At 65.3% G+C, this 20,627-nt stretch carries 16 protein-coding genes and 1 tRNA gene; 11 read left to right on the top strand and 6 right to left on the bottom strand.

The annotated features are described in order from the left end of the window. The first annotated feature begins 82 nt into the window (after nt 1-82). The 4 genes from Cte04_RS01090 (at nt 83) to Cte04_RS21720 (ending at nt 4,352) form a co-directional block, all read left to right on the top strand. Nucleotides 83-1,111, top strand: coding sequence for a microcin C ABC transporter permease YejB (locus tag Cte04_RS01090; protein ID WP_066470338.1), 1,029 nt, complete (start codon nt 83-85; stop codon nt 1,109-1,111). Between the two features lie 100 nt (nt 1,112-1,211). Continuing rightward, complete coding sequence (locus Cte04_RS01085; RefSeq protein WP_066471748.1) at nt 1,212-2,309, top strand: ABC transporter permease; 1,098 nt, start codon at nt 1,212-1,214, stop codon at nt 2,307-2,309. Then, nucleotides 2,306-3,979, top strand: coding sequence for an ABC transporter ATP-binding protein (locus Cte04_RS01080; RefSeq protein WP_066470335.1), 1,674 nt, complete (start codon nt 2,306-2,308; stop codon nt 3,977-3,979). Before Cte04_RS01085 ends, Cte04_RS01080 begins: the two co-directional genes overlap by 4 nt. 211 nt (nt 3,980-4,190) lie before the next feature. Then, the gene (locus tag Cte04_RS21720; RefSeq protein WP_169798035.1) at nt 4,191-4,352 is read left to right on the top strand and encodes a hypothetical protein; all 162 of its coding nucleotides are present in this window, start codon (nt 4,191-4,193) and stop codon (nt 4,350-4,352) included. Nucleotides 4,353-4,615: 263 nt separating this feature from the next. Here the strand turns inward: Cte04_RS21720 and Cte04_RS01075 are convergent, their stop codons facing one another. Both Cte04_RS01075 and Cte04_RS01070 read right to left on the bottom strand, forming a co-directional pair. After that, complete coding sequence (locus tag Cte04_RS01075) at nt 4,616-4,957, bottom strand: chaperone modulator CbpM (protein ID WP_066470331.1); 342 nt, start codon at nt 4,955-4,957, stop codon at nt 4,616-4,618. Between the two features lie 11 nt (nt 4,958-4,968). Further along, entirely contained in the window at nt 4,969-5,940 is a 972-nt protein-coding gene (locus Cte04_RS01070; RefSeq protein WP_066470329.1) for a DnaJ C-terminal domain-containing protein, read from the bottom strand. A gap of 351 nt (nt 5,941-6,291) precedes the next feature. On the opposite strand from Cte04_RS01070, the gene Cte04_RS01065 reads away from it, so the two are divergent. The 7 genes from Cte04_RS01065 to typA all read left to right on the top strand — a co-directional run bounded on the left by Cte04_RS01065 (nt 6,292) and on the right by typA (nt 15,122). Further along, the gene (locus Cte04_RS01065; RefSeq protein WP_066471746.1) at nt 6,292-6,687 is read left to right on the top strand and encodes a thioredoxin family protein; all 396 of its coding nucleotides are present in this window, start codon (nt 6,292-6,294) and stop codon (nt 6,685-6,687) included. A 199-nt stretch (nt 6,688-6,886) separates the two neighbouring features. Next, entirely contained in the window at nt 6,887-7,480 is a 594-nt protein-coding gene (gene rimP / locus Cte04_RS01060) for a ribosome maturation factor RimP (RefSeq protein WP_066470327.1), read from the top strand. 84 nt (nt 7,481-7,564) lie between these two features. After that, complete coding sequence (nusA, locus tag Cte04_RS01055) at nt 7,565-9,052, top strand: transcription termination factor NusA (protein ID WP_066470324.1); 1,488 nt, start codon at nt 7,565-7,567, stop codon at nt 9,050-9,052. A gap of 23 nt (nt 9,053-9,075) precedes the next feature. Then, nucleotides 9,076-11,922: a translation initiation factor IF-2 gene (gene infB, locus Cte04_RS01050; protein WP_066470322.1), complete on the top strand. Its 2,847-nt coding sequence runs from the start codon at nt 9,076-9,078 to the stop codon at nt 11,920-11,922. A gap of 3 nt (nt 11,923-11,925) precedes the next feature. Continuing rightward, nucleotides 11,926-12,303 carry a 30S ribosome-binding factor RbfA gene (gene rbfA, locus Cte04_RS01045; RefSeq protein WP_066470315.1) on the top strand — a complete coding sequence of 126 codons (378 nt, stop codon included), beginning with the start codon at nt 11,926-11,928 and terminating at the stop codon, nt 12,301-12,303. Between the two features lie 4 nt (nt 12,304-12,307). Further along, complete coding sequence (truB, locus tag Cte04_RS01040) at nt 12,308-13,273, top strand: tRNA pseudouridine(55) synthase TruB (RefSeq protein ID WP_066470312.1); 966 nt, start codon at nt 12,308-12,310, stop codon at nt 13,271-13,273. A 22-nt stretch (nt 13,274-13,295) separates the two neighbouring features. Further along, nucleotides 13,296-15,122: a translational GTPase TypA gene (typA, locus tag Cte04_RS01035; RefSeq protein WP_066470310.1), complete on the top strand. Its 1,827-nt coding sequence runs from the start codon at nt 13,296-13,298 to the stop codon at nt 15,120-15,122. A 576-nt stretch (nt 15,123-15,698) separates the two neighbouring features. Here typA and Cte04_RS01030 read toward each other — a convergent pair. From Cte04_RS01030 to pepN, 4 genes are all read right to left on the bottom strand, one after another. Continuing rightward, nucleotides 15,699-15,774, bottom strand: a tRNA-Thr gene (locus Cte04_RS01030). Between the two features lie 26 nt (nt 15,775-15,800). Continuing rightward, nucleotides 15,801-16,808: a class 1 fructose-bisphosphatase gene (locus Cte04_RS01025; protein ID WP_066470308.1), complete on the bottom strand. Its 1,008-nt coding sequence runs from the start codon at nt 16,806-16,808 to the stop codon at nt 15,801-15,803. 49 nt (nt 16,809-16,857) lie between these two features. Continuing rightward, a complete protein-coding gene (locus tag Cte04_RS01020; RefSeq protein ID WP_066470306.1) occupies nt 16,858-17,889 on the bottom strand; it encodes a tetratricopeptide repeat protein in 1,032 nt (343 codons plus the stop codon). Between the two features lie 4 nt (nt 17,890-17,893). Beyond that, nucleotides 17,894-20,626 carry an aminopeptidase N gene (gene pepN / locus Cte04_RS01015; protein WP_066470303.1) on the bottom strand — a complete coding sequence of 911 codons (2,733 nt, stop codon included), beginning with the start codon at nt 20,624-20,626 and terminating at the stop codon, nt 17,894-17,896. Nucleotide 20,627 lies beyond the last annotated feature (1 nt).

The following is a 20,627-nucleotide window of genomic DNA, read 5'->3' as shown; positions in this document are numbered from 1 at the left end:
TGCCGCCGAGCTTGTCAATAGGGTTGCAAAGCGTCACAGGCTTGCGCCGTGGCCTGCAGCTCTCTGGACATAATGCGATGTTATGTGGGCTTACATACTCAAGCGCTTGTTGTTGATGGTGCCGACCCTGCTGGGCGTGCTGCTCATGACTTTCGTGGTCGTGCAGTTCGTGCCGGGCGGCCCGGTCGAGCAATATCTGGCCGAGGCCAAGGCCGGCATCGGCCGCGGGGCCGAGGGCGGCGGCATGGCCTATCGCGGCGCCCAGGGGGTGGACCCGCAGCGCATCGAGCAGATCAAGGCGCTGTACGGTTTCGACAAGCCGGCCCATGTGCGCTTTTTCCAGATGCTGGGCCAGTTCGCGCGGTTCGACCTGGGGCGCAGCTTCTTCCAGAACAAGGAGGTGTGGCAGCTGATCAAGGAAAAGCTGCCCGTCTCGGCCAGCCTGGGGCTGTGGACCTTCTTCATCAGCTACCTGGTGGCCGTGCCGCTGGGCATTGCCAAGGCCGTGCGCGCGGGCTCGCGCTTCGACCTGGTCACCACGCTGCTGATCCTGGTGGGCTATGCGATTCCGGGCTTTGTGCTCGGCGTGGCGCTGCTGGTGATCTTCGGCGGGCAGTTGCAGTGGTTTCCGCTGCGCGGCCTGACTTCGGCCAACTGGGAGGAGCTGGGCTGGGGGGCGCGCATCGCCGACTACCTGTGGCACATCACCTTGCCGGTGATCGCCATGGTGGCGGGCAGCTTTGCCGTCACGGCCATGCTGACCAAGAATGCCTTTCTCGAGGAAATCCGCAAGCAGTACGTGCTGACGGCCCGGGCCAAGGGCCTGTCGGAGCGCCAGGTGCTCTACGGCCATGTGCTGCGCAATGCGCTGATTCCCATCGTGACGGGCTTCCCCGCGGCCTTCATCGGCGCCTTCTTCACGGGATCCCTGTTGATCGAGACCCTGTTCTCGCTCGACGGCCTGGGCCTGCTCAGCTACGAGAGCGTGATCCGGCGCGACTATCCCGTGGTGCTGGGCACCTTGTTCCTGTTCACGCTGATCGGTCTGGTGACCAAGCTGGTCAGCGATCTTTGCTATGTCTGGGTGGATCCGCGTGTCAAGTTTGATTGACCCTCCCGATTCGGCCCATGGCCGCCTGTCCTCCGGCCGCCGGCCGCCCGCGGCCGGGAAGGCCCATGGCCGCGACGGCTCGAGCGGGAATGCCGCCCTCGTGTCCGCATCGCCGGCCGCGCCGGCCTCGCTGTCGCCGGGCAGGCGCGCCTGGCTGCGCTTTCGGCGCAACCGCCTGGGCTACTGGAGCCTGTTGCTGTTTTGCGTGATGGTGGTGCTGAGCCTGGGCGCCGAGCTGATCAGCAACGACCGGCCGCTGGTCGTGCACTACGAAGGCCGGACCTACTGGCCGCTGTGGAACGACTATCCGGAAAAAACCTTCGGCGGCGATTTCGAGACGCCGGCCGACTACCTGGACCCGTATATCCGCGACCGCCTGACCGCCGGCGACAACTGGGCCGTGTTCACGCTCAACCCCTATGGCCCCGGTACGCTGAACTACTTTGCCCAGGAGCCCAACCCCTCGGCGCCGTCGCGCGCCAACTGGCTGGGCACGGACGACCGCGGGCGCGATCTGCTGGCCCAGCTGATCTACGGCTTTCGCGTCAGCGTGCTGTTCGCGCTGGCGCTGACGGCCATCGGCGTGGCGCTGGGCGTGGTCACGGGAGCGATCCAGGGCTTCTTCGGCGGCCGCACCGACCTGGCCTTCCAGCGCTTCATCGAGATCTGGGGCTCCATGCCCGAGCTGTACCTGCTCATCATCTTCAGCGCCGTGTTCGCCCCCAGCGTCTCGCTGCTGCTGGTGCTGCTGTCGCTGTTCGGCTGGATGGGCCTGTCCGACTATGTGCGCGCCGAATTCCTGCGCAACCGCCAGCTCGACTATGTGAAATCCGCGCGCGCCCTGGGCGTGAGCAACTGGCAGATCATCAGGCGCCACATCCTGCCCAACAGCATGACGCCCGTGGTCACCTTTTTGCCATTCCGCATGAGCGCGGCCATTCTGGCGCTGACCTCGCTGGACTTCCTGGGCCTGGGCGTTCCGCCCGGCACGCCCAGCCTGGGCGAGCTGCTGTCCCAGGGCAAGAACAATATCGATGCCTGGTGGATCTCGCTGACCACCTTCGCGGTGCTGGTCGTCACGCTGCTGCTGCTGACCTTCATGGGCGATGCGCTGCGCGACGCGCTGGACCCGCGCAAGGCCGCCGGCACGCCGGCTGCCGCGCCGCAGGGCGCCGGTGCAGCCAGGGAGCCGGCATGAACCAGATTCCGAACAAGACGGCCGGCGCCGCGCAGATGCCGCTGCTGTCGGTGCGCAGCCTGGGGGTGGAATTCGCCGGCAAGAAGGTGGTGCACAACGTCAGCTTCGATCTCGCCGCGGGCCAGAAGCTGGCGCTGGTGGGCGAATCCGGCTCGGGCAAGACCGTCACAGCGCTTTCGCTGCTGCGGCTGGCCGGCGATGCCAAGCTCTCCGGCTGGGCCTATTTCAACGGCCAGAACCTGCTGGCCATGAGCGAGCGCCAGATGCAGCGCGTGCGCGGCGGCGACATGGCCATGATTTTCCAGGAGCCGATGACGGCGCTCAACCCCCTGATGACCATGGGGGCGCAGATCGCCGAGGTGCTGCAGCTCAAGCAGGGCCTGAGCCGGGCCCAGGCGCTGCGCCAGGCCGTGGAGCTGCTGGCCACCACCGGCATTCCCGAGCCCGCGCGGCGCGCCCAGGCCTATGCCCACCAGCTGAGCGGCGGCCAGCGGCAGCGCGCCATGATCGCCATGGCGCTGGCCAGCAGCCCCCGGCTGCTGCTGGCCGACGAGCCGACCACGGCGCTGGATGTGACGCTGCGCGGCCAGATCCTGGATCTGCTCGGCGATCTGCAGCGCCAGACAGGCATGGCCGTGCTCATGATCACGCACGACCTGAACCTGGTGCGCTGCTTTGCCGACCGCGTGGCCGTGATGGAGCAGGGCGTGCTGGTGGAGCAGGGGCCGGTGGCCGAGGTGATGGCTGCGCCTGTCCACCCCTATACGCGCAAGCTGCTGGCCAGCACGCCGCAGCGCGATGTGGTCGAGACGCCGGCGGACCCCGGGGCGGCGCCCGTGCTGGAAGGCCGGGGCTTGCGCGTGAGCTATCCGGTGCCGCTGGCCGGCGTGAAGGGCTGGTTTCGCCAGGGGCGCTTCGTGGCCGTGCAGGGCGCTGACGTGCAGCTGCAGCCCGGGCGCACGCTGGGCGTGGTGGGGGAGTCGGGCTCGGGCAAGTCCACGCTGGCCCAGGCCGTGCTCGGGTTGCTGGCGCACGAGGGCGAGTTGCGCGTCGCGGGCCAGGCCTGGCAGCAGCCCGCATCGCGCAACGTGCCGCACAACCGCAGCCTGCGCCGCAAGGTGCAGGTGGTGTTCCAGGATCCGTTTTCCTCGCTGTCGCCGCGGCTGACGGTGGAAGACATCGTGGCCGAGGGCCTGCAGGTGCATGCGCCGCAGCTGAGCGCTTCGGCGCGCCGTGCCAAGGTCGTGGCCATGCTGCGCGCCGTGGGCCTGACGGACAGCCAGTTCCCGGGGCTGCTGTCGCGCTATCCGCATGAATTCTCGGGCGGCCAGCGCCAGCGCCTGGCCATTGCGCGGGCCCTGATCGTGGAGCCCGAGCTGCTGGTGCTGGACGAGCCGACCAGCGCGCTCGACGTCACCATCCAGCAGCAGGTGCTGCGCCTGCTGCAGCAGCTGCAAAGGCAAAGAGGACTGGCCTATCTGCTCATCACCCACGATGTGGACGTGATCCGCGCCATGGCCCACGACGTGATGGTGATGAAGGAGGGCGCGGTGGTGGAAGCGGGCAGCGTGCAGCAGGTGCTGGGTGCGCCGCGCGAGGCCTACACGCGCAAGCTGGTGCAGGCAGCGGGCTTGCCGCAAGAAGGACTGGCGCCGGAATCTTTAAATTGATAGCTGCTTTCGCTTGTCAATCAATAAATACAGGGTGAAATAGATCTGAAATCCAGGAAATAAATGCGCAAGCAGCTATATTTTCAGGAGTTTTGCATGCGATGCACAGGAATCCACATGGGAAAGTCAGTGTTTTTCCGGCGCGCTTGCTCTGGATATGGCCTAATCGAAGGTTTCCAACCTTCCGCAACTTCCAAGTAGAGAATTCGACATGGGCAACAAGATCGTTACCGAAGCTGACCGCAAAGCCACTCCCCGTCCCCAGGCACCCAATGGCGTGACCCTGCCCACGCCCGGCCGTGGCCAGCGCGTGAGCCGTGCCCGCGGCGCGCACACCCACACCAAGAAGAACCCTGGCAAGCGCCACGGTTGATCGGCGGTGCGCCCGGCCTCGCCGGGTAGCCATCGACGCAAAAGCCCCTGGAGCCAGGCTCCCGGGGCTTTTTGTTGGGCCGGCCGGAATCGCTGGTTCATGGCGCTACCGCCTGCGGCCCATGAAGCCGGCGCTCGCCAGGCCGTGGCGGCTGGCAGGAGCCTGTGCCGGCCGCCCGCATGTTCCCTCCCATGGCGCGCAGCGCATGGAGGTCCGGGCGAGCGGCTCGGGAAGGAGCGAAGCGGCTCGGGCGGTGTTTCGCCTCAGCGCTTCAGGGCCTTGAGCTGCCGGCGCAGCTGGTGCACTTCCTCGATCAGGTCCGTGGTCAGCGCGGCCAGTTGCGGGTCGGCGTCGAAGCTGTGCTCCAACTGGGCAATGCGGCGTGCCCGTACCAGCGTCTGGCTGCTGAAGCGCCACTGCTCGGCGGTGATCTGCGCGGGGCTGTCTGCATCCTCGTTGTCGTAGCGGATGACGCCGGTCTGCACATGCTCGATCACCCATTGCGGGCTGGTGCGGCAATGGCGGGCCAGATCCTGCAGGCTCAGGGCCGCGAGGTCCAGCAGTTCTGCGGGTTCATAGAAGGGGTAGTGGTTGGTGGAGCTCATCGGTTTGCCTTTCAGCTCAGACTGCGGGCATCAAAGCCGGGGAAGGCCTTGGCGAAGTCGGCGTATGCCTGTTTCTGCGCGGCGTTCGTGGCGGGCGGAAACACCACGTCCAGAACCAGATACATATCGCCCGGCGTGACCGAGGGCAGGCCCTTGCCCTTGATGCGCAGCTTGCGCCCCGAGCGGTAGCCCGCGGGCACGGTGACTTCCAGCTCGCCCGCCAGCGTCTTGAACGGAATGGGCCCGCCCAGCTCCGCCTCCCAGGGTGCCAGCGGTACGCGCTGGTAGACGTCCTTGCCTTCGCTCCACCAGCGCGGATCGCTGCGGAAGTGCACCTCCAGCAGCAGATCGCCCGGCCCGCCCTTGCCCAGACCGGGGTTGCCCTGGCCGGCCAGGCGGATCATCTGGCCTTCGCGCACGCCCTTGGGAATGCTGACCTGCAATTCCTTGTCCTTGTAGGTGGGCAGACCCTGCTCGTCGAGCACCGTGGTGCGCAGGTGCAGCGAGCGCAAGGCACCGCTGTAGCTGTCCGCCAGGTCCAGCTCGATGCTTGCATGCTGGTCCTGGCCGCGCATATCCGGTGCGGCATGGCCGCCCTGGCTGCGCCGCGCGCGCGCGGCCTGGCCGAACATCTGCGAGAAGAAGTCGCTGAAGTCCGCATCCCCGCTAGGACCCGTGCCTTCGCTGTGGAAATGAAAGCCCTGCTGGTCCCAGCCCGGCGGCGGCTGAAAGCCCGCGCCGTTGCCGGCACCTGCGCCCGCATGCCGGGGTGCTTCGCCCAGCGCATCGTAGGCGGCGCGCTTTTCGGGGTCGGACAGCACGGCGTTGGCCTCGTTGACCTCGGCCATGCGCGCGGCCGCGTCGGCCTCCTTGCTGATGTCGGGATGGTATTTGCGGGCCAGCTTGCGGTAGGCCTTCTTGATGTCCTCGGCGGAGGCTTTCTTGTCCACGCCAAGTATCCGATAGTAGTCCTTGTAATCCATGGAGTCACCAATCTTTGAGCCCAAGAAATCTCGACGCACCGCAGCCGGCCACCGCATGGGCGGTGTCCGGTTTTGCGGCCGCGCCTTTCACTATAGAGAAAGAATGGGGCATAAGAGCCAGGGTTCAAGCATTGCGCCCCGCAATGGGTGCAACGCCAATGCCGGATGGGCGCGCCATGTATTGATTAGCGGCTACCATCCTGGCTTGCCATGCGAAGCCGTCGCACGGCGTGAACAGGAAACGGCCGGCCCGGCCCGGCAGGAGCGAGGCGCTTTTTCGCCGCAGGCGGCGGCTTTCCTGGCTGTACAGGTTCTACAGGAGATTCCATGCAGGAAAAGGGCGGCGACGCCATGCCGGAGCAACAGATGAAGCAGCAGGCGCCGCAATCGGGCGAATGGCTGGTGGTGTGCCTTTGCGCCGCATGGTGCGGCACCTGCAAGCAATACCAGCAGCCTTTCGAGGCGCTGGCATCCCAGTTCCCGCAGATGCGCTTTGTCTGGCTGGATGTGGAAGACCGCGAGGACGTGGCCGGCGATCTGGATATCGAGACTTTTCCCTCCGTGCTGGTGGCGCAGGGCAGCAAGGCGCGCTTTCTCGGCCCCGTCCTGCCCCAGGCGCAGGTGCTGGCGCGCATGCTGCAGGCGCTGCCCGACGACCCGGCGGCGCGTCCTGCCGACGCGGCCGAGGCCCAGCAATTGCTGGCGCGCGTGCAGGCGGCGCAGGACCTGGATGAAGTCTTGCGCTGAGCCCCGTTTTGTGCAAAGCATTTTTGCGAAAACGGCCGTTTGAGGATACAATTGCGACTTCACGACCAAACGGGCGGGTACACACCGCCCGTTTTTTTTGGGCAATTGTTTGGTGATCGCCAGGCAGGCCTTGCGCATGAGGCGCAGGCCTGGGCACTGGAATCGATGGCCGGGCATTTCGGGACTGAACTGATTACACGTGGCACTACAGCAAATCGTTGAACAAACCGTAACAGGTCTGGGCTATGACCTGGTAGAGATAGAGCGCTCTGCGGGCGGTCTACTGCGCATCACAATTGATTTGCCTTGGCAGGCGCCGGTGGAAGGCGCGCCCGTGCAGCCCGAGGGGATGGCTCCCGAACAGTTCGTGACCGTGGAGGACTGCGAGAAGGTGACGCGCCAGTTGCAGTTCGCGCTGGAGGTCGATGGCGTGGACTATGCCCGCCTGGAAGTCTCGTCCCCGGGCATCGACCGCCTGCTGCGCCATGAACAGGATTTCATACGCTTCGAAGGCGAGGTGGTGGACCTGACGCTCAAGGAGCCCATCGGCGCTGCCGGCGGCGACAAGATCAGCGCCAATCGCAAGAAATTCCGCGGCACGCTGGAGCGCACCGAAGAGGGCGGCTGGCAGATCGTCTGGAGCGACGAGCCGCCGGTCAAGCCGGGCCAGCGCGTGAGCAAGAAGCGCGAGCCGGCGCCATTGCAGGCACTGGGTTTTACGCTGGACGAGCTCAAGGAAGCACGTCTGGCTCCGATTGTGAATTTCAAAGGGCGCGCGGCCAAGCCGGTTTGAGGCAGGGCCTTTGTGTCGGATCGTAGGGGCAAAGAGGCTGGAACCAGAGACCTCTTTGTGTGATTGAAATAGGAGAGTCGTCGCATGAATCGCGAACTGTTGATGTTGGTAGAAGCCATTTCGCGTGAAAAGAACGTGGAACGCGATGTGGTGTTCGGTGCCGTGGAATCCGCACTGGCCCAGGCCACGAAGAAGCTGTACCAGGGTGAGGTAGACATCCGCGTGGCCATTGATCGCGACAGCGGTGAATACGACACCTTCCGTCGCTGGGTGGTGGTGCCCGACGATGCCGGCCTGCAGAACCCGGATGCCGAAGAAATGCTGATGGACGCCGAAGAGCGCGTGCCCGGCATCCAGGTGGGCGAGTTCATCGAGGAGCAAGTCGAGTCGTTGCCCATCGGCCGCATCGGCGCCATGGCTGCCAAGCAGGTCATCCTGCAGAAGATCCGCGATGCCGAGCGCGAGATGCTGCTCAACGAATTCCTGGCCCGTGGCGAAAAAATCTTCACCGGCACGGTCAAGCGCATGGACAAGGGCGACATCATCGTCGAGTCCGGCCGTGTGGAAGGCCGCCTGCGCCGCAGCGAGATGATCCCCAAGGAAAATCTGCGCAACGGCGACCGCGTGCGCGCCATGATCATGGAGGTGGACGCCACGCTGCGCGGCGCCCCCATCATCCTGTCGCGCTCGGCGCCCGAATTCATGGTGGAGCTGTTTCGCAACGAAGTGCCCGAGATCGAGCAGGGCCTGCTGGAGATCAAGAGCTGCGCCCGCGATGCCGGTTCGCGCGCCAAGATCGCCGTGCTCTCCCACGACAAGCGCGTGGACCCGATCGGCACCTGCGTGGGCGTGCGCGGCACGCGTGTGAATGCCGTGACCAACGAGCTGGCCGGCGAGCGCGTGGACATCGTGCTGTGGTCCGAGGATCCGGCCCAGTTCGTCATCGGTGCGCTGGCTCCGGCCAATGTCTCGTCCATCGTGGTGGACGAGGAAAAGCACGCCATGGACGTGGTGGTGGATGAAGAGAACCTTGCCATCGCCATTGGCCGCGGCGGCCAGAACGTGCGCCTGGCGTCCGAGCTGACCGGCTGGAAGATCAACATCATGGATGCCGCCGAGTCGGCACAGAAACAGGCTGACGAGTCCGCAGTGGCCCGTGAGCTGTTCATGAAGAATCTGGATGTGGACGAGGAAATCGCCAACATCCTGATCGATGAAGGTTTCGAGACCCTGGAAGAAGTGGCCTATGTGCCGCTGCAGGAAATGCTCGAGATCGAAGCATTCGACGAAGAGACGGTGAACGAACTGCGTAGCCGGGCCAAGGATGCATTGCTGACACAGGAAATCGCACGCGAGGAAAATGTGAGCAAGGCATCCCAGGATCTGCTGGCACTGGAAGGCATCACGCCTGAACTGGTGGACAAGCTGGCGCAGGCAGGTGTGCATACCCGTGACGATCTGGCCGACCTGGCCATCGACGAGCTGACCGATATCACCGGACAGACCGCCGATGAGGCCAAGGCGCTGATCATGAAGGCACGCGAGCACTGGTTTGCCGATGGGCAAGAGTAAGGTCAGGGAGGTTCAGAGCATATATGTCGAGTAATACGGTTGCAGAGTTTGCGAAAGAGCGCAACACGACCCCTGATACCTTGCTGCAGCAGCTCAAGGCGGCCGGGGTGGACAAGGGTGGTGCCGGCGACACGCTGACGGACAGCGACAAGCAGCGCCTGCTCAGCCATCTGCAGGCCAGCCATGGCGGCGGCAAGAAGATCACGCTGACCAAGAAGTCCACGAGCGAGATCAAGCAGGCCGACGCCTCGGGCCGTGCACGCACCATCCAGGTGGAAGTGCGCAAGAAGCGCACTTTCGTGAAGCGGGAAGACACGCCCGCAGAAGCCCAGGCCAATGCCGAAAGCATGGCCAAGGCAGTGCAGGAACGCGCGGCGGCCCAGGAGCTGGCCCGTCGTGAAGAACAGGCTCGCCAGCAGGTCGAGCAGTTGCGCCATCAGGAAGAAGAATTGGCCAAGGAACGTCAAGAGCGCGAAGAGCGCGAGCGCCGCGAGCGCGAAGCCGAGGAACGGGCTGCAGCCTATGCAGCCGCCGAGGCTGCCAAGGCTGCAGAAGCCAATCGCGTCAAGGAAGAAGCCCAGCGCGAGCATGCTGCCGAAACGGCTGCCCGCCAGGCTGCACAGGCCGAGGCCCGCGCCAAGGCGGAAGCCGAATCCAAGGCTCGCGCCGAGGAGGAAGCTTCGCGCGCCAAGGATCTGGACGAGCGCCGCCGCAAGGCCCTGGCGGAGGCTGAAGCCATCCGCGCCATGATGGCCGCGCCCAAGAAGGTGCTGGTCGCCAAGAAGCCCGAGGAGCCCAAGAAGGCTGCCGCGGCGCCTGCGGCCGCCGATGCCAAGAAGAATGCCCCCAAGGCTGCCGGTACGGCCGGTGGCGCCACTGCGGGCGCGGGTGCCCGCACTGGCGGCGGCGCCGGTGCCGCCGCCGGCAAGGAAGTCAAGTCGGCCAAGCTGTCGTCCAGCTGGGCTGGCGAAGGCAAGAAGAAGGAAATCAAGACCCGTGGCGACAGCTCCGGTGGTCTGGGTGGCCGCACCAACTGGCGCGGCGGCCCCAAGAGCGGCCGACGCGGCCGTGGCGACGACCAGCAGAACCAGCAGCACGCACCGGCCGAATTCCGTGCCATCGAAGTGCATGTGCCCGAGACCATTACCGTGGCCGAACTGGCCCACAAGATGTCCATCAAGGCATCCGAGGTCATCAAGGTGCTGATGAAGATGGGCCAGATGGTCACCATCAACCAGCCGCTGGACCAGGACACGGCCATGATCGTGGTCGAGGAAATGGGGCACACCGCCAAGGTCGCGGCACTGGACGATCCCGAGGCCTTCACGGCCGAGGAAGTCTCCAGCGCCGAAGCCGAGCAACTGCCGCGCGCTCCCGTGGTGACCGTGATGGGCCACGTGGACCACGGCAAGACCTCGCTGCTGGACTACATCCGCCGCACCAAGGTGGCGTCGGGCGAAGCCGGCGGCATCACGCAGCACATCGGTGCCTACCACGTGGAAACGCCGCGCGGCATCATCACCTTCCTGGACACCCCCGGCCACGAGGCTTTCACGGCCATGCGTGCCCGCGGTGCCCAGTCCACCGACATCGTGATCCTGGTGGCCGCTGCCGACGACGGCGTGATGCCCCAGACCAAGGAAGCCATCAAGCACGCCAAGGCGGCCGGCGTTCCCATCGTGGTGGCCATCACCAAGGCCGACAAGCCTGAAGCCAACCCCGAGCGTGTCAAGCAGGAGCTGGTCGTGGAAGAGGTGGTGCCCGAGGAATACGGCGGCGACTCGCCGTTCGTGGCCGTGTCCTCCAAGACCGGCCAGGGCATCGACGAACTGCTCGAGCAGGTGCTGCTGCAGGCCGAAGTGCTGGAACTCAAGGCGCCGGTGGATGCCGCCGCCAAGGGTATCGTGATCGAAGCCCAGCTGGACAAGGGCCGCGGTACCGTGGCCACGGTGCTGGTGCAGTCCGGTACGCTGAAGGTGGGCGACGTGGTGCTGGCCGGCCAGACCTATGGCCGCGTGCGCGCCATGCTGGACGAAGACGGCAAGCAGACCAAGGAAGCCGGTCCGTCGATCCCCGTGGAAATCCAGGGCCTGTCCGAAGTGCCTCAGGCCGGTGACGACTTCATGGTGCTGAGCGACGAACGCCGTGCCCGCGAAATCGCGACCTACCGCGCCGGCAAGTTCCGCAACACCAAGCTGGCCAAGCAGCAGGCTGCCAAGCTGGAGAACATGTTTGCCGAGATGTCCGCTGGCGATGTGCAGACGCTGCCCATCATCATCAAGGCCGACATGCAGGGTTCGCAGGAAGCGCTGGCCGCCTCGCTGCTCAAGCTGTCCACCGACGAGATCAAGGTCCAGCTGGTGTACTCCGGCGTGGGCGGCATCTCGGAATCGGACGTCAACCTGGCGCTGGCTTCCAAGGCCATCATCATCGGCTTCAACGTGCGTGCAGACGCGCAGGCCCGCAAGACGGCCGAAGGCAACGACGTGGACATCCGCTACTACAACATCATCTACGACGCCGTGGATGAGGTGAAGGCGGCCATGTCCGGCATGCTGGCGCCCGAGAAGCGCGAGGAGATCATCGGCATGGCCGAGATCCGCACCGTGTTCGTGGCCTCCAAGATCGGCACGGTGGCCGGCTCCTACGTCACGCAGGGCCATGTCACCCGCAACGCGCATTTCCGCCTGCTGCGCGACAACGTGGTCATCTACACGGGCGAGATCGAGTCGCTGCGCCGCATGAAGGACGACGTCCGCGAGGTCAAGGAAGGCTTCGAGTGCGGTATCAAGCTCAAGAACTACAACGACATCCGCGAAGGCGATATGCTCGAAGTGTTCGAGATCAAGGAAATCGCGCGTACGCTGTAATCCATGGCTACTCGAAAGAAGTCCGCTGCGCCCAACCGCAGCTTCAAGGTTTCCGACCAGATCCAGCGCGATCTGGCGGAACTGATCGCGCGCGAGCTCAAGGACCCGCGCGTGGGCATGGTCACGCTGCAAGGCGTGGAGGTGACTCCGGACTATGCCCACGCCAAGGTGTTCTTCAGCGTGCTCGTGGGCGACCCCGAAGCGACGCAGGAAGCGCTCAACCAGGCCGCAGGCTTCCTGCGCAACGGCCTGTTCAAGCGCCTGCACATCCATACCGTGCCCACGCTGCACTTTGTCTACGACCGCACCACCGAGCGCGCGGCCGACATGAACGCCTTGATCGCCAAGGCAGTGGCGTCGCGCGGCCCCGAAGAAAGCTGAGCACATGAACGCCACACGCACAAGGGTGCAGCGGCGCCCTGTGCATGGGGTGTTGCTGCTCGACAAGCCGCTGGGATGGTCCAGCAACGATATCTTGCAGAAGGTCAAGTGGCTGCTGCGCGCGGAAAAGGCCGGGCACACCGGTACGCTTGATCCGCTGGCCAGCGGCGTGCTGCCGCTGTGCTTCGGCGCTGCCACCAAATTCAGCCAGCTCCAGCTGGAAGCCGAAAAAACCTACGAAGCCATTGCCCGCCTGGGCCAGACCACGACCACGGCCGATGCCGAGGGCGAGGTCGTGCGCGAGCGTGCCGTGGACGTGGCCGCCATCACGCCCGAGCGGCTGGCCGCCGTGCAGGCGCAGTTCACCGGCGACATCCGGCAGGTGCCGCCCATGCACAGCGCGCTCAAGAAGGATGGCAAGGCGCTTTACGAATATGCGCGCGCCGGCCTGGAGGTGGAGCGTCCCGCGCGCGATGTCACGATCCATGCACTGGATCTGGCGCTGACGCAGGATGAGCAAGCGCAACCTGCTATCAGGATGAGAGTGACCTGCAGCAAGGGCACCTATATCCGTACGCTGGGCGAGGACGTGGGAGAGGCCCTGGGCTTCGGTGCCCACCTGCGTTTTCTGCGGCGCGTGGAAACCGGCGGCATCGATGTGGCGCGCTGCGTCACATTGGAAGCGCTGGAGGCGATGAGCGAAGAGGAGCGCCTAGCCCAGGTGCAGCCCGTGGATGCATTGCTGCACCGTCATGCCGTCGTCACTCTGGGCGAACAGGATGCAGGGCGTTTTCTATCGGGCCTGCGTCGCAGAGGGTCTTGGGCTGACGCGTCGGCGGTCGCCGTATATGGTGAGCGTCCGCATGCCCTATTGGGGGTTGGTCGTGTGGTGCGCGGGGAGCTGATCCCCGAGCGCCTGCTCAGCCCGCTCGAAATTCAACAGATTTTGGAAGGCACGCCGCGCGCATGAGCCGCGGCATTGGGAAAACATTATGAGCAAACAAATCCGCAACATTGCGATCATTGCGCACGTTGACCACGGCAAGACCACCATGGTGGACCAGCTGCTGCGCCAGTCGGGTACCTTCGCCGAACACGAGAAAGTCGTGGACACGGTGATGGACAACCATGCCATCGAGCGCGAGCGCGGCATCACCATCCTGGCCAAGAACTGCGCCGTGAGCTGGAAGGGCACGCACATCAACATCCTGGACACACCCGGCCACGCGGACTTCGGCGGCGAAGTGGAGCGCGCCCTGTCCATGGTGGACGGCGTGGTGCTGCTGATCGACGCGCAGGAAGGCCCCATGCCCCAGACGCGCTTCGTGACCAAGAAGGCGCTGGCCCTGGGCCTCAAGCCCATCGTGGTGGTCAACAAAGTGGACAAGCCCGGTGCGAATCCCGACAAGGTGATCAATGCCGCGTTCGACCTGTTCGACAAGCTGGGTGCCACCGACGAGCAGCTGGACTTCCCCGTGGTCTACGCTTCGGGCATCAACGGCTGGTCGTCCAAGGAAGAGGGCGAACCCGGCGCCAAGTGGGGCGAGGACATGTCGGCCCTGTTCGACACCATCCTGGACCACGTGCCTTCCGTGAAGGGCGATGCCTCCGCACCTCTGCAGATGCAGATCTCGGCGCTGGACTACTCCACCTTTGTGGGCCGTATCGGCGTGGGCCGCATCACCCAGGGCACGCTCAAGGCCGGCCAGAACGTGCTGGTCATGGCGGGTCCCGACGGCAAGAGCTACAGCGGCCGCATCAACCAGATCCATATGTTCCAGGGCCTGGACCGCGTGCAGGTGAACGAGGCCGGCCCCTCCGAGATCGTGCTGGTCAACGGCATCGAGAACGTGGGCATCGGCGAGACCATCACCGATCCTGCGAATCCCGCGCCGCTGCCCATGCTCAAGATCGACGAGCCCACGCTGACCATGAACTTCTGCGTGAACACCTCGCCGCTGGCAGGCCGTGAAGGCAAGTTCGTGACCAGCCGCCAGATCTGGGACCGCCTGCAGAAGGAACTGCGTTCCAACGTGGCCCTGCGCGTCAAGGAAACCGACGAGGACGGCATTTTCGAAGTGTCCGGCCGCGGCGAACTGCACCTGACCATCCTGCTGGAAGAAATGCGCCGCGAAGGCTACGAGCTGGCCGTGTCCAAGCCGCGCGTGGTGTTCCGCGAAATCGACGGCGTGCGCTGCGAGCCTATCGAGCTGGTGACGGCCGACATCGAGGAAGGCCACCAGGGTGGCGTGATGCAGGCACTGGGCGAGCGCAAGGGTGAACTGGTAAACATGGAACCCGACGGCCGCGGCCGCGTGCGCCTGGAATACCGCATCCCGGCCCGTGGCCTGATCGGTTTCACCAACGAGTTCCTGAACCTGACCCGCGGTTCCGGCCTGATCTCCAACATCTTCGACAGCTACGAACCCCACAAGGGCGAAATCGGCGGCCGCAAGAACGGCGTGCTGATCTCCATGGACGACGGCGAAATCTTCACCTACGCCCTGGGCAAGCTGGATGACCGCGGCCGCATGTTCGTGAAGGCCGGCGACCCGGTGTACGAAGGCATGATCATCGGCATCCACAGCCGCGACAACGACCTGGTGGTGAATGCCACCCGTACCAAGCAGCTGACCAACTTCCGCGTTTCGGGCAAGGAAGATGCGATCAAGATCACGCCCCCGATCGAGCTGTCGCTGGAATACGGCGTCGAGTTCATCGAGGACGACGAGCTGCTGGAAATCACGCCCACCAGCCTGCGTGTGCGCAAGCGCTTCCTGAAGGAGCATGACCGCAAGCGCGCGGCCCGTGAAGCCTGATAGGCGCCGGCCTGCTTGGCAAAAGGCAACGTATGCAGATACGTTGCCTTTTTTATTGCCGGCTTTCGGGTTGAGAGCCTGAGAGCACAGCCCCGTTGAATCCATGGCACGCGATGCCTGGTTCCGGGAGCTTTTCAGAGGGGGCGGGACAAGAACAGGAGGGCTGATGCCGCCATGCAGGCTTTACCTCCCTACGGGGCAGTGTGGGAGGCGTGGGTTGGGCTCAGTGATTTGCCGATTCCAAACTTTTTGCGATGCCAGCAGAAGCAGCGCTACCGGCAGCAGCTCCAACGGCTGTAACCACCGCAGTGCCACCGGCCATGGCGGCACCTCCGGCCGCCAGGCTATCTCCGCCAGAAGCCGCCAAGCCAGCCGACGAAGCTGCAGCACCGGACCAATTCGCCGGCTACCCCAAGGCCTGCTGCGCTGACTGCAGCGCCTATCAACAACAAGGTCTGCTGGTGAATCTCTTCGGCCTGTGCCTTGCCGCAGGTCCAGTCCTCTATTGCCCGTGGATCTGTGACTGCCAAAAGAAAAACCCCGCTACTTTTAGATAGCGGGGTTTTTTACTTACCTTGGTGCCGGAGACATGAATCGAACACGCGACCTTCTCATTACGAATGAGCTGCTCTACCGACTGAGCTACACCGGCGATAGAACAAGATTATAGCGTGAAAATCAGGCCTCGGAGTGATAACGGGTCACTCGCTCCACTTCGTTCTTGGAGCCGAGAATCACGCTGACGCGCTCGTGCAGCTGTGTGGGCTGGATTTCCAGGATGCGCTGCCTGCCGTTGGTGGCGGCGCCGCCGGCCTGTTCGACCAGCCAGCTCATGGGATTGGCTTCGTACATCAGGCGCAGCTTGCCGGCCTTCTGGGGCTCGCGCTTGTCCCAGGGGTACATGAAGATGCCGCCGCGGCACAGAATGCGGTGTACATCGGCCACCATGGCTGCGACCCAGCGCATGTTGAAGTTCTTGCCGCGCGGGCCTTCTTCGCCGGCCAGGCACTCCTGAACGTAGCGCTTCACCGGCTCGTCCCAGTGGCGCATGTTGGACATGTTGATCGCGAATTCCTTGGTGTCCTCGGGAATCTTGACGTTTTCCTCGATCAGGATGAAGGAACCTTGCTCGCGGTCCAGCGTGAACATGGACACGCCGTCGCCCACGGTCAGCACCAGCGTGGTCTGGGGGCCGTAGATGCAGTAGCCTGCCGCCACCTGCTGGGTGCCGGGCTGCATGAAGTCCTCCTCGGTCACGCCGGGATGGCCTTCGGGTTTCTTGAGCACGCTGAAGATGGTGCCGATGGACATGTTGATGTCGATGTTGGACGAGCCGTCCAGGGGGTCGAACATCAGCAGGTATTCGCCCTGGGGGTAGCGGTTGGGCACCACGTAGATGCCTTCCATTTCCTCCGAGGCCATGGCCGCCAGGTGGCCGCCCCATTCATTGGCTTCGATCAGGGTTTCGTTGGCGATGATGTCCAGCTTCTTCTGCACTTCGCCCTGCACGTTCTCGCTGCCGGCCGTGCCCATGACTTCGCCCAGTTCGCCCTTGTTCACGGCAAAGCTGATGCGCTTGCAGGCGCGGGCCACCACTTCCAGCAGCAGGCGCAGCTGGCCGGGGATCAGGCCGTCCACGCGTTGCTGCTCGACCAGATAGCGGGTCAGGCTGATGTTTTTCTTCATGGTTCAACTCCTTAAAAATTCGCGGCTGATCCGCTCGGGATCGAAAAAATCATGGGGCAGTCCGGCGGTCTTCCACGGAGGGCTGGCGCCGGGGCTGCCGGCTTTCGAGCTCGGCTTGCAGCTCCCTGGCCCGCGCCAGCTGCTCGCCATCGCGGCGCATCTGCGCATGCTGCCCGTACCGGGACAGCCACTGGCGGGCCTGCTGCGGCTGGCCCTGTTCATGGGCCAGCACCATGAGCTGGAAATAGCAATCGTAGACGGTGGCATCGTCCTGCGCCGCCAGGGCGATCTGCAGGCGCTCCTGCAGATACGCACGGGCTTCGTCCAGTTCGCCCAGTTCATAGCAGTTCTGCGCGATATTGGTCAGCACGCCGCGCAGTTGCTGCGGCATGCCCAGCGCCTTGAGGCGCTCGCGTGCGACGGCCAGCAGGCGCATATTGGCCTGCTTGGCTTCGCGGTATCGGCCTTGTTCGTGCAGCACATAAGCTTCGTCCTCATATACGCCGAGGATCTGCAGCTGCGAAGGAAAGTCGCGGGCCCGCGGCTCGGCACCACTGGAGTCCCAGCGCATTTCAGGGGGCAGGCTGGCGATGCGCTGCAGCGGATAGCGGGCCTGGATGCTGTGCACCAGCTTCAGCGCGGCATCGTGCTGGCCGCTGTCTGCCAGCCAGCGGATGCTGGAGTGGCGCAGGAAAAAGTGCGGATAGGCCAGTTCCGCGGAGCCGGGCTCGGGCAGGGCGGCCAGGGCCCTGCGTGCGGCTGCGGCCGCCTCCTCAGGCATGCCGCGGCGCGCGTAGACGCTGGCTTCGGTGTAGTAGAGCCGGAAGATGTCGCGCGCGGCGGTGCCTGGCTGGCGCAGCAGTGGCTCCAGCGCCTGGAGGTCGGCGCTCATGGCGCTTCCGCTGAACGTGCCGCCCTCGGTGAAGACGGTGGTGTAGAGCGGTGCAAAGCGCGCCTCGAAGGCCTTGGCCGGGCCGGCGGACGGCGCGGCCAGCGCGAGGCTGGAGGCGCCGATGCCCGCACCGGCCAGAGCCTTCAGGCCCAGGCCGGCATAGCGGCGCAGCAGATCCGGCAGCGGCATGCGGTCAGTCGGCCAGCGCGCGCGTCACGACTTCGCGCACGTCGTTGGACAGATCGGGCTTGGCGGCCACGCGCGCAATGGCTTCGCGGGCGGCGGTGCGGTAGGGTTCGGCCAGCTTCTTCCAGCGGTCCAGCACGCGGGCCAGGCGGGCCGCGACCTGCGGGTTGAAGCCGTCGATCTCGATCACGCGGTCGCTCCAGAACACGTAGCCGGCCGCATCGGCGCGGTGGAAGGCGCCCGGGTTGCTGCAGTAGCTGAAGATCAGGCTGCGCGCGCGGTTGGGGTTCTTGAGCTGGAAGTCCGGATGCTTCATCAGCGCCTTGACGGCCGGCAGCACATTGCCGCCGCGGTCGCAGGCACCGCCTTGCAGGGCGAACCATTTGTCCAGCACCAGCGCGTCGTGCTGGAACATGGAGTGGAAGCGCTTGAGCGCCTGCTCGGCCAGCGGGCTGGCGCTATGGATCAGCGCGGCGAGGGCGGCCATGCGGTCCGTCATGTTGCCCGCGTCCTTGCAGCGCTGGTAGGCCTTGCCGGGCCAGACCGTGTCGCCGGTGCGGGCGGCATTCAGGCACAGCATGGACAGGGCGCGGCCGGCCAGCGCGCGGCGGCCGGCGCTCACATGGTCGGGCTGGTAGGCGCCGGTGTCGCGGTGGGCTTCCCAGGCGGCCTCCCATTCGGGCTGCAGCGCGCTGGCCAGCTGCAGCTGCATGGCTTCGCGCACCGCATGCACGCGCTGCGGATCGACTTCGGCCAGCTGTTCGGCGATATAGCTTTCGGACGGCAGCGTGAGCACCAGGTCCTTGAATGCCGGATCCAGCCTGTCGTCGCCCAGCACGCTGCGCATGGCCTGCACGAAGGCAGGCGGCAGCAGATCGGTGCCGAATTGGCCTTCGGTGCTTGATGTGTCTGCGCTGGCAGCTGCGGAATTGAGAGCATTCAGCGCAATGCGCAGTCCGAGGCGCTGGCTGGCTTCCCATTGGTTGAACGGGTCGGTGTCGTTGGCCAGCAGCGTGAGCAGGTCGGCATCGCTGAAGTCGTGCTCCAGCACCACGGGGGCGCTGAAGGCGCGCAGCAGCGAGGGCACGGGGGCTTCGGGCACGTTGGTGAAGACGAAGCGCTGCTCGGGCTCGGTCACTACCAGCATGCGGCTGTGGGCGGCCTGACCGGCATCCTCGCCCTCCAGCTGCAGCGCGATTTCCCGGCCGCCGGCCGTGAGCAGGCCCATCTGCACGGGAATGACGAAGGGCAGCTTCTCGCTCTGGCCCGCCGTGGGGGCGCAGCTTTGTGTCAGCGTCAGCGTATAGGTGCGGGCGTCGGCATCGTACTGGCCCGCGGCCTTCAGGTGCGGCGTGCCGGCCTGGCTGTACCAGCGGCGGAACTGCTGCAGGTTGCCGGCCAGGGGGGAGCCGGGATTGGCGTCGGCAATGGCCTGGGAGAAATCGTCGCAGGTCACGGCCTGGCCGTCGTGGCGCTCGAAATACAGCTTCATGCCCCTGGCAAAGCCTTCGCGGCCCACCAGGTTGTGCTGCATGCGCACGACTTCGGCGCCTTTTTCGTAGATCGTGACCGTGTAGAAGTTGTTGATCTCGATATAGCTGTCCGGGCGCACGGGATGGGCCATGGGGCCGGCATCCTCGGGGAACTGCACGGTGCGCAGCACGCGCACGTCGTCGATGCGCTTGACGGCGCGCGCCGAAGGCGTGCCGGCCATGTCCATCGAGAATTCCTGGTCGCGGAAGACGGTCAGCCCCTCCTTGAGCGACAGCTGGAACCAGTCGCGGCAGGTGACGCGGTTGCCGGTCCAGTTGTGGAAGTACTCGTGGCCGACGACGGACTCGATGTTGGCGTAGTCCACGTCGGTGGCCGTGGCCTGGCTGGCCAGAACATATTTCGTGTTGAAGATGTTCAGGCCCTTGTTTTCCATGGCGCCCATGTTGAAGTCGCTGGTGGCGACGATCATGAAACGGTCCAGGTCCAGCGACAGGCCGAATCGGGCCTCGTCCCATGCAATCGCGTGCATGAGCGAATGCATCGCGTGTTCGGTCTTTTCCAGATCGCCAGGGCGTACGAAGACCTGCAGCAGGTGCTCGTTGCCGGCGCGGCTCCTGATCTGCTGCTCGCGTGCGACCAGCTTGCCCGCCACCAGGGCGAACAGGTAGCTGGGCTTCTTGTGCGGGTCCACCCACCTGGCGAAGTGGCGGCCGTCCTCCAGCTCGCCGGACTCCACCAGGTTGCCGTTGGACAGCAGCACCGGGTACTGGGCCTTGCTGGCGCGCAGGGTCACGGTGTACATGGCCATGACGTCGGGGCGGTCCAGGAAGTAGGTGATGCGGCGAAAGCCCTCGGCCTCGCACTGCGTGAAGAACGTGTCCTCGCTCACGTACAGGCCCATGAGCTTGGTGTTCTTGATGGGCGCGCAGGTGGTGAAGATCTCCAGCTCCACGGGCTCGCCGCCTTCGGGCAGGTTCTCCAGCACCAGCTGGTCGCCGTCCATCTTGAACGAGGTGCCCGCGCCGTTGACCAGCACGCGCGCCAGGTTCAGCTCGTCGCCGTCCAGGCGCAGCGGCTGGGCCGCCACGTCGGGGTTGCGGCGCACGCGCATCTTGTTGAGCACGCGGGTCTTGGCGGGGTCCAGGTCAAAGGTCAGGTCCACCGTGTCGATCCACCAGGAGGGGGCCTGGTAGTCGGCGCGATGGATGGCGGTGGCAGGGGCTTGCCCGTCACGCAGTTGCAGCATA

The sequence above is a fragment of the Comamonas terrae genome (genome assembly GCF_001544075.1).
GTDB classification, from domain to species: domain Bacteria; phylum Pseudomonadota; class Gammaproteobacteria; order Burkholderiales; family Burkholderiaceae_C; genus Comamonas; species Comamonas terrae.
The sequence above is the reverse complement of the archived record's forward strand: the minus strand, read 5'-3'. Positions and strand labels throughout refer to the sequence as shown.